Raw genomic sequence first — 8,852 nt, 5'->3', positions numbered from 1 at the left:
CCGTCTGGGCACCGAGCCTACTGGCTGCGGCGACCTCCACGGTCGGCAGGGGCAACGGCTGCGCCGTCGGAAGCCCCACGTTGACGACCACAGCGTGCGGATCGCGCACGGCAGCGCGTTCGACGAGTGCCCGCTGCGCGGCGTCGGTGTCCGGCCGGTCGATCAAGAGCACGGTCGTCGCGGAGGCTGTGGCCGCCGCGGCCGCCATCTCGTCGAGCACCCGGTCCTGCTCGGACAGCGGCGCGGACGCCACGTCGAGACGCACGCGCAGGCCCTCCTCCGCGAGCGCACTCGCGACGTACGAACCCGCGCTGTCGACCGCCAGTGTCGATCGGCGACGCGCATCGATGACCGCGAGCTCCGTCGACACCTCGGGAGTACCTCCGGAGATCGTCACCATTCGGCGCAGGATCCCGGCGGCGTCGAAGTCGCCTGTCGGCTCCTGCGTGGCTTCTACCGCGGCCGCGGCGGAGCGGAGCTTGGTCGCGAGCGCAGCGACCCTGGCTGCTGCCTCCTCGACGCGCTCACGCGGGAGCGAGCCGTCGCGGAGAGCCGCGACGATCCCGTCTCTCGCCGCGCGGAAGTCCTGCTCGTCCTGGTCGGGCAGAGCCGCATCGCCCGGGTTGGTAGGGTTTCCGATGCACAGGAGGTCGGCTCCGGCGGCGAGGGCCATGGCCGCTCCCCCGCCGAGTCCGACCGTCTCGCGGATGGCCGCCATGTCGAGAGCATCAGTGATGATGACGCCGTCGTAGCCCCAGTCACGCAGCATGCCGAGCACACGCGGATTGAGGGTGGCCGGCTGCTCGCCCCAAGCCGGGACCACGATGTGAGCGGTCATGACGGCATCGACGCCCGCATCGATCGCCGCGCGGAACGGCTCCAGATGCACACGCTCGAACTCCTCGAGGTCGAGCGTGATCTCGGGAAGCGAGTGGTGCGAGTCCATGTGGGTGTCGCCGTGACCCGGGAAGTGCTTCACGCACGCCGCGACCGCGCCGTCCTGGATGCCGTCGATCGTCGCGACCACGTGCCGGGAGACGAGCGCCTCGTCGTCACCGAACGCGCGAACGCCGATGACCGGGTTGCGGGGGTCGGTGTTCACGTCGGCGACCGGACCGAGCACGACGTTGGCGCCGACCGCACGCACACGACGTGCCAACTCCGCTCCGGTCTCCTCCGAGGCGACGAGATCGTCGAGCAGGCCGAGCTGCGCGGCACCGGGAACCGTCGACCCGGTGGCGGACTCGAGCCGGGTGACGCTGCCGCCCTCCTCGTCGATGCCGATCAGGGCATTCGGGTTCGCGTCGAGGATCTGGGCGCTCAACGCAGGCAGGCCCTCTCCGACGTTCTGCCCGAAGTACACGACTCCGGCCAGTCCATCACGCAGTTCGTCGCGCAGCCACGCGGGCGCCTCGGTGCCGAAGAAGCCCGGCCACAGCACGCCGTTCGCGAGACGTTCGAGCTCGTCGGTCATCCCTTCACCGCTCCTGCCACCATGCCGGAGGCGAGCTTGCGCTGCACCAGCACGAAGAAGATCATGACGGGCACCGTGATGATGGTCGACGCGGCCATGATGCTGCCCCAGTCGTTGGAGTGCAGGCCGAAGAACGACTTCAGACCGATCGAGACCGTGTACTGGTCGGTCTGCGCACCCAGGATGGTCATCGCGAAGATGAACTCGTTCCATGCGGTGATGAAGCTGAAGATGCTCGTGGCGACGAGGCCCGGCATGACCAGCGGCAGCAGCACCGAGCGGAACATCCGCCACCAGCTCGCACCGTCGATGTAGGCGGCCTCTTCGAGCTCGACGGGAACGGCGGCGACGAAGCCGCGGAGCATCCAGATGCCGAAGGCGAGGGAGAGCGCGACGTAGACGACCATCAGGCCGAGGATGCTGTTGAGCAGACCGAGGCTCTTGACCTGCAGGAACAGCGGGATGACGAGCGCTTCGAGCGGCACCATCTGCACGATCAGGATCATCATCAGGATCGTGGTGCGGAACTTGAACTTGAAGCGTGCAACCGCGACCGCGGCGAGCAGGCACACCAGAGCGCTCACGAGCACCGTGACGAGCGCCACGATCGCCGAGTTGCGCAGGTACGTGCCGAATCCGCCGTCGGTGAGCACGAAGGCGAAGTTGTCCCACGTGAACTCCTGCGGGAGGAGCGACTGTCCACCGCTGGACGCCTTGCCGTCGAAGGCGCTGGAGACCATCCAGTAGACGGGGAAGAGGGTGAAGATCAGGACGGCGGCGACCGCGATCCCGATTCCGATGCGGGAGCGGAGCCTCGGACGCGGGTTCACAGCTCGTCCTCCTTCATGAGGGAGCGGATGTAGACGATCGTGATGCCGATCAGCACCAGCGTGAGCAGCACGGCGAGAGCCGCACCGAAGCCGTACCGGTTCTGGCCGAAGGACTCCACGTACGACCAGACGCCGAGGTTCAGCACCTGACGGTTGCCACCGCCACCACCGGGCATGAGGTACACCTGCGCGAAGACCTTGAAGTCCCAGATGGTGGAGAGGATGATCACGACCGAGAACACGGGCTTGAGCGTGGGGAAGATGATCTTCCAGAACCGGCGCCAGGCGCCCGCGCCGTCGAGCGCTGCGGCTTCGAGCATCTCCTTCGAGACGCCCAGCAGGCCGGCGAGCACCGTGATGGCGACGAACGGGAAGCCGTGGTGTACGACGTTGAGGAGCACGATGGCGTAGAACGACCACTGGTTCGTGAACCAGTTCACGGGATCGTCCATCAGGCCGAGGTCGCGCAGGACGGTGTTGAAGATGCCGCGGTCGGCATCGAAGATGAAGGTCCAGACATACGTGCCGGTCACCGCGGGCATCGCCCACGCGACCATGATGCAGCTGGAGACGATGACGCGCCAGGTGGTGCCCAGCCGCGCGAGCAGCAGCGCCACGAGCGTGCCGACGGCGACCGTGACGAACACGGCCACGGCGGCGAACCCGACGGTGTTCGGCAGCACCACCGTCCAGAGAGTCGGGTTGGTGAGCGCCTCGACGTAGTTGTCGAGACCGATCCAGTTGTTCTCCCCGGTGTTGATCTCGCGCAGACCGTAGTCCTGCAGCGAGTAGATGAACACCTGGATGAGCGGCCAGAGCATGAGCACCGCGAGGATGGCCAGCCCGGGCGCGAGAAGGAGCCAGGGGCGGGCCGCGACGATCGAGAGACCGCGTCGCTTCCGGCCGCCGGCCACGGGAGCGGAGGGGGACTCCGCTTCCGTGGCCGGCAGTGGCGCTTGCACCATCGACATGGAAGGAATGCTTCCTTACTTCTGGTTGAGGAGTTCGGTCATCTCGGCGGCGGCGTCCTTCGTCGCGGTCGCGACGTCCTTCTGCCCGCTGAGGATGGCCTGGATCATGGAGTTGGTCGTCTTCTTCGCCTGCACGGCGCCGAAGTTCGGGGTGACCGGGACGGATGCGCCACCGTCGACCATCTGCTCGGCGAACGGTGCGACCAGCGGGTCGGTCGAGGCCAGCGCCTCTTCCATCGCGGACTGGACGCCCGGGAAGTAGCCGGTCTCGTTCGACCACTGCTCGGCGAACTCGCCGGTGGTCATGAGCTTGACGAACTCCCACGCGAGGTCGGCGTTCTTGGTCGTGTTGAACACGGAGAGGTGTGATCCGCCGAGCACGGACGGAGCGATACCGCCGTCCTCACCCGGGATGACGGCTGCGCCGATCTTGCCCTCGAGGTCGGGGTTCGCCTCGATGAGCGACTTCGGCGTCCAGGAGCCCGAGAGCATCATGGCGACGTTGCCCTGCGTGAACGCGTCACGGAGGTCGGTCTCCTTCCAGGTGGTGGCACCTGCGGAGGAGAAGCCGTGCTCGGTGGCGAGGCCCGTGTAGAACTCGATGCCCGCCTGCGACTGCGTGCTGTCCAGCTCGCTGGTCCAGGTCTTGCCGTCCTTCGTGGCGATCTCGCCGCCGGCGCCCCAGACCCAGGGGTAGACCTGGAACTCGGCGTCACCGGGAACCGGGAAGGGGAGCATGTCGGGCTTGGCCGCCTTGATGGCGTCACCCGCGGCGACGATGTCGTCCCACGTCTTCGGAGCCTCGAGACCGAGCTCCTCGAACACGTCGGCGCGGTAGACCAGCGAGCGGACGCCCGCGTACCACGGCATGCCGTACAGCTCGCCGTCGTAGGTGCCGGCGACTTCGAGGCCCTCGACGAGGTCGTCGCGGAGGCCCTTCTCGGCGTCGACGTACTCATCGAGCGGCTCGAGCGCGCCGGCGTCGGCGAACTCCGCGGTCCAGGTGGTGCCGGTCTCGGCGATGTCGGGGGTCGTGCCACCGGCGATGGAGGTCACGAAGCGGTCGTGGGCGTCGGCCCACTGGATCTCCTCGATCTTGACCGTCGCGCCGGTCTCCTTCTCGAAGGCGTCGGACACCTTGTCGTAGAAGGCGGAGGCGTCGGGGTTGGTGCCCTTCATGATCCAGACGGTGAGCTCCTGGCCCTTGCCGTCGGTGGAGCCGGTGTCGCTGCCGCCGGCGCAACCGGCGAGGGCGAGCGTGGCCACGGCGCCGAGCGCCACAGCCGAGAGAATGCGCTTGTGCATTGCGGGGATCTCCTCTTTGAAAAGTCCTGGCAAGCATCGGGTACTCACCGGGGGTTAGGAAAAAGTATCCACGACTAACTAATTACCTGCAAGTTCCTCTCACAATCGTCATGTGGCCGTAACATCAGGTTCCCCCGGTAGGCTCCCCGGATGGTTCGCCGCACTCCTGACAACGACCGCTCGACGGTCGCTCGCCACGCGACACGCCCCGCTCAGAAGCCCGCCAGAGGATTCCTGAAGATCGCCGGGATCTCCGTCGGTGTCATCCTCGTCGCCGCGATCGCGGTCGCCGCGTTCGTCGTCACCGACTACTTCAACCGCTTCAACGAGGGCGCCGTCGCGTTGGAGGATGCCCCCGAGGTGGAGCCGCCGTCCATCAGCGCCTACCCCGGGGAGTTCAGCATCCTCGTCCTCGGCACCGACGAATGCGGTGCCGTGTCGACGGGTCTGCTGGGCGAGCGCTGCTCGAAGGCCGACGGTGGGATCCTCAACGACGTGAACCTCCTGGTCCACGTCTCGGCAGAGCCGCGCAACGTCACCGTCGTCTCGCTTCCCCGCGACCTCATGATCCCGACGCCGGAGTGCACCAGAGAAGACGGATCGATCGCCTCGGAGACCCGCAAGACGCAGATCAACTCGATCTATCAGAACGCCGGGATGTCTTGCGTCGCGAAGACCGTCACCGAGCTCACCGGGATCGAGATCCCCTTCGCCGCCAAGATCGACTTCGACGGCGTGATGGAGGTGACCGACGCGATCGGCGGCGTCGAGGTGTGCATCGGCGGCGACGGCATCCGCGACCGGCACACCGCGCTCGACTGGGAGCCGGGTCTGCGCACCGTGTCGGGCTACGAGGCCCTGCAATTCATCCGCACGCGGCACGGCGTCGGCGATGAGAGCGACATGGCGCGCGTGTCGAACCAGCAGCAGTACATGTCCCGCCTCGTGAAGAAGATCATGAGCGACGAGGTGCTGTCCGACCCCGGCAAGGTGCTGGGGCTCGCCGACACCATCGTGGACAACATCGATCCGAGCGTCGAGTTGGGAAACCCCATCCGGCTCGCCCAGCTGGCCCTGTCGATCAAGGACGTGCCGTTCTCCGAGTTCGTGTTCCTCCAGTACCCGGTCTTCGCCGACCCCGACGACTCCGACCGCGTGATCCCGAACGAGCAGGCCGCCGCGACCATCTGGGACGCTCTGAAAGCGGGTCAGCCCGTGCAGCTCACCGGCGACGTCAGCAACAACGGGGGCGTCGAACTCGTCGAACCTGCGCCGGGCACGGAAGGCGAGGCTCCGGTGACGGATCCGCCGGCGACGGATGCTCCTGCCACGGACGCGCCGTCTCCCCGTGCGACGCTCGACTCGGCGATCTCCGGTCAGACGGTCGATCAGGAGACGTGTGCGAACGGCAAGCAGCGCTGAGCCGCTGAGACGCTGAGCAGCGCGTAGGCTCGTGCCCATGGGCCGGACGAGATCGCGCGACACCGAGCATCCCCAGGTCCGGCTGGACCACGGCGGCATCGCCGGCATCGTGCCCTCGGAGTTCACGAGCGGCTTCGAGCTCATCGTCGACGGCACCCCGCAGTCCCATGTCGACCTCGACGACCCGACGCACCTGCACTTCGAGTACATCGTCCGCATGGGCGCGGTCATCGATCAGCTCGCCCCCGGCCCCCTGACCGCCGTGCACCTCGGGGCCGGCGCGCTGACCGTACCGCGCTACATCGACGCGACGCGGCCCGGCTCACGTCAACAGGTGATCGAGCTCGAGGCTCCGCTCGCGCAGCTGGTGCGCGAACACCTCCCGTTGCCGAAGGGAGCGCCGATCCGGATCAGGATCGGCGATGCCCGCGAAGGAGTCGCCAAGCTGCCGAGCGCGCTCCGCGCGAGCTGCGACCTCGTCGTCTCCGATGTCTACTCGGGTGCGCAGACACCCGCGCATCTCACCAGCGTCGAGTTCTACCGGGAACTCGCAGAGCTGTTGGCCCCGGGCGGGGTGCTCCTCGTCAACGTCGCCGACGGGCCGGGACTCGCTTTCGCCCGCCGCCAGGCCGCGACGATCGCGGACGTGCTTCCGGAGGTCGGCATCCTGGCCGACACCCAGGTGCTCAAGGGCCGGCGCTTCGGGAATCTCGTCATCGCCGCCTCCGCCGCTCCCCTGCCGACGGAGTGGCTGCCGCGCATCCTGGCCGCGGGCCCCCATCCCGCCAAGATCGCTCAGGGCGCCGAGGTCGACGCCTTCATCCAGGGGGCGCGGATCGTGACAGATGCCGACGCCGTCGCCTCACCGCGGCCGGACGCCTCGCTGTTCCTGCGCTGACGCACCGCCCGCTCCCCGCGCGCGAGCGGCTCGGACGGCGCCCCCGGAAAGCGATGGCGGCGTGTCGAAATCAGGATGCGGCAGACCAGGGCGCGCCGTCGGGTGGACCCCGCGCACGGAAGGCAGACTGGGTGGGGACGCTGCGGAAGGAGAGCAATGAGTTTCATCCGGGGATACGACCAGGAGACCCTCCGCGAAAAGGTCGATCTCGATGAGTGCGAGGCCCGTCTCGCGGAGATCGATTCGCAGCGCAGCCTGCCCGCTCTGCTGGAGCGCGTGTGGCTGCTGAAGGTGCTCGACCGCCTCGATGAGGCGCTCGCGCTGGCGGACGAGACGGTGCGCCAGGCGCGCATGGCGGGGACTCGCAAGGACGTGCTTCGCGCACGCGTGCTGCATGCGACGATCCTGCAGTATCGGGGTGCGCACGCCGCAGCGGAACAGGAGCTCGCGACCTGCGCCGCCGAGGCCGAGGGCCAGCGGTGGCTGTCGATCGCGGCCTTCGCGTACCAGCACCATGGCAAGAACGCCTACGACGCCGGCGACTACGAGACCGCGCGCGAGAGCTTCAAGCAGTCGCTGTTCCTGCGTCGCGAGTCCGGGGCCGAAGACAGCGAGCTCGAGACCGCGCTCCTGGCGATCGAAGCGGTCGAGCGTCGGCGCCCACCGCAGCTCATCCCCGGCTGAGGCCCGGCGCGGCCGCGATGTCACCGGCATGGCTTAGCCTGATCGCATGGCGGAACTTGACCGTGTGCGCGTCTGGGGCGAGGCACTGATCACGCTGCATCTCGACGACAGCTGGTCGTTCGGCTTCGACAATGCCAAGCGTCGGGCCGGTCAGTGCGACTACACGAAGAAGCGGATCACCGTGTCGCGCTACCTCGCCGCGCGCTTCGACGATGACGACATCCACCAGGTGCTGCTGCATGAGGTCGCGCACGCCCTCGCCGGCCACGAAGCCGCCCACGGACCGATCTGGAAGCGCGTCGCCCGCGACCTCGGCTACGTCGGCGGCACCACCCATCACGGCGAGACGGCGGTGGAGCTCGCGCCCTGGGTGGGCAGCTGCCCCGCCGGGCACGTCACGTACCGGCACCGCCGGCCCACGAGGCCGACGTCGTGTGCACGCTGCTCGCGCACATTCGACTCCCGGCACCTGTTCGCCTGGACCCGACGTGAGATCACGAGCGACGTGCGGCTCGCCGCGCAGCTCCCGCGCTGACCGCGACTCACCTGTCGGAGTCGTCGACGCCCTCCGTCTCGACCGGTGCGGATCCGTCGATGCTCTCCGCCGAGCTGCGCCGACGACGCACCAGCGCCGCGATCGCGCGCCAGCCGACCAGGAACACCCCCAGCACGAGCGTCGCGACGATGATGAAGGGCACCTCCGCCGTATCACCGCTCAACACGCGGATGAGCATGCCACCGGCGACCGTCACGATCCAGACCACCGCGCCCCACAGCAATGACCAGGGGCGGCGGGGTCGACCAGGCAACAGGGCCGCGAGGGCATGCCCCACCAGGAGGGCGATCAGGAACGGCCATGCCGTGAGGAGGAACCCTGCGGGGTTCTCGTCATGGGAGGCGCGACCGATCGCCGCGAAGATCAGCACGAGCACGACGTCGACGACGACAGCGGGAAGGTACCTCATGACACGACCCTACGTGTCCTCGCCCACACCGGCGCCTGCCCCGCGGCATCCGGCACACATCTGCGTGCCGGCAGGATCGCGCCGGACGGGCCGAGGCGACATCACTCGAAGCGGGTGAACACCCCATCACGCAGCACGGGGACGACGTCGACCGCGTCGAGCACCGCCGCGTCGGCGACCGTGGTGGGTGTCAGTCCTGCTGCTTCGATGCGGGCCGTCGCCGCGACGCCGCCCGCGATCTCCCGCCCGGAACCGCTCGCCCCGACCATATGCCGCACGGCGGCGCGGAGTGCGTGGAACCCC

Annotated in this window: 9 protein-coding genes and 1 pseudogene; 4 read left to right on the top strand and 6 right to left on the bottom strand. The window is 68.4% G+C overall.

The window, feature by feature from the left end:
* From DSP71_RS05600 to DSP71_RS05585, 4 genes are all read right to left on the bottom strand, one after another.
* The coding region (locus tag DSP71_RS05600; protein WP_181800674.1) for a glycoside hydrolase family 3 protein at positions 1-1,474 on the bottom strand (1,474 nt) is incomplete at its 3' end.
* Positions 1,471-2,304 (bottom strand): carbohydrate ABC transporter permease, encoded by an 834-nt coding sequence (locus DSP71_RS05595; protein WP_017828171.1) that lies wholly within the window; start codon positions 2,302-2,304, stop codon positions 1,471-1,473. The genes DSP71_RS05600 and DSP71_RS05595, both read right to left, overlap by 4 nt.
* Positions 2,301-3,275 carry a carbohydrate ABC transporter permease gene (locus tag DSP71_RS05590; RefSeq protein ID WP_058630487.1) on the bottom strand — a complete coding sequence of 325 codons (975 nt, stop codon included), beginning with the start codon at positions 3,273-3,275 and terminating at the stop codon, positions 2,301-2,303. The genes DSP71_RS05595 and DSP71_RS05590 overlap by 4 nt, the downstream gene beginning before the upstream one ends.
* A gap of 15 nt (positions 3,276-3,290) precedes the next feature.
* A complete protein-coding gene (locus DSP71_RS05585; RefSeq protein WP_113680587.1) occupies positions 3,291-4,580 on the bottom strand; it encodes a sugar ABC transporter substrate-binding protein in 1,290 nt (429 codons plus the stop codon).
* 150 nt (positions 4,581-4,730) lie between these two features.
* On the opposite strand from DSP71_RS05585, the gene DSP71_RS05580 reads away from it, so the two are divergent.
* The 4 genes from DSP71_RS05580 to DSP71_RS05565 all read left to right on the top strand — a co-directional run bounded on the left by DSP71_RS05580 (position 4,731) and on the right by DSP71_RS05565 (position 8,119).
* Complete coding sequence (locus DSP71_RS05580) at positions 4,731-6,002, top strand: LCP family protein (protein ID WP_113680586.1); 1,272 nt, start codon at positions 4,731-4,733, stop codon at positions 6,000-6,002.
* Positions 6,003-6,039: 37 nt separating this feature from the next.
* On the top strand, positions 6,040-6,900 hold the full coding sequence (locus DSP71_RS05575; RefSeq protein ID WP_113680585.1) for a spermidine synthase: 861 nt from the start codon (positions 6,040-6,042) through the stop codon (positions 6,898-6,900).
* A gap of 156 nt (positions 6,901-7,056) precedes the next feature.
* Positions 7,057-7,584, top strand: coding sequence for a hypothetical protein (locus DSP71_RS05570; protein WP_046747335.1), 528 nt, complete (start codon positions 7,057-7,059; stop codon positions 7,582-7,584).
* Positions 7,585-7,630: 46 nt separating this feature from the next.
* On the top strand, positions 7,631-8,119 hold the full coding sequence (locus tag DSP71_RS05565) for a SprT-like domain-containing protein (protein ID WP_061017169.1): 489 nt from the start codon (positions 7,631-7,633) through the stop codon (positions 8,117-8,119).
* Positions 8,120-8,126: 7 nt separating this feature from the next.
* On the opposite strand, the gene DSP71_RS05560 is transcribed toward DSP71_RS05565, so the two are convergent.
* Positions 8,127-8,549 carry a DUF3054 domain-containing protein gene (locus DSP71_RS05560; RefSeq protein ID WP_046747333.1) on the bottom strand — a complete coding sequence of 141 codons (423 nt, stop codon included), beginning with the start codon at positions 8,547-8,549 and terminating at the stop codon, positions 8,127-8,129.
* A gap of 101 nt (positions 8,550-8,650) precedes the next feature.
* Positions 8,651-8,852: pseudogene (locus DSP71_RS05555) on the bottom strand (phosphosulfolactate phosphohydrolase); the annotation flags it as partial.

Origin of the sequence: Microbacterium sp. H6 (assembly GCF_003314775.1) — a bacterium.
Classification (GTDB): Bacteria; Actinomycetota; Actinomycetes; order Actinomycetales; family Microbacteriaceae; genus Microbacterium; species Microbacterium oxydans.
Note: the sequence above shows the minus strand (reverse complement) of the source record. Positions and strands in the feature narration are given on the sequence as shown.

Bases quoted from the DNA above. Each gene is read 5' to 3' on its own strand.
- DSP71_RS05570 (WP_046747335.1), top strand. From the start codon at position 7,057: ATGAGTTTCATCCGGGGATACGACCAGGAGACCCTCCGCGAAAAGGTC.
- DSP71_RS05575 (WP_113680585.1), top strand. From the start codon at position 6,040: ATGGGCCGGACGAGATCGCGCGACACCGAGCATCCCCAGGTCCGGCTG.
- DSP71_RS05590 (WP_058630487.1), bottom strand. From the start codon at position 3,275: ATGTCGATGGTGCAAGCGCCACTGCCGGCCACGGAAGCGGAGTCCCCC.
- DSP71_RS05585 (WP_113680587.1), bottom strand. From the start codon at position 4,580: ATGCACAAGCGCATTCTCTCGGCTGTGGCGCTCGGCGCCGTGGCCACG.
- DSP71_RS05560 (WP_046747333.1), bottom strand. From the start codon at position 8,549: ATGAGGTACCTTCCCGCTGTCGTCGTCGACGTCGTGCTCGTGCTGATC.
- DSP71_RS05580 (WP_113680586.1), top strand. From the start codon at position 4,731: ATGGTTCGCCGCACTCCTGACAACGACCGCTCGACGGTCGCTCGCCAC.
- DSP71_RS05565 (WP_061017169.1), top strand. From the start codon at position 7,631: ATGGCGGAACTTGACCGTGTGCGCGTCTGGGGCGAGGCACTGATCACG.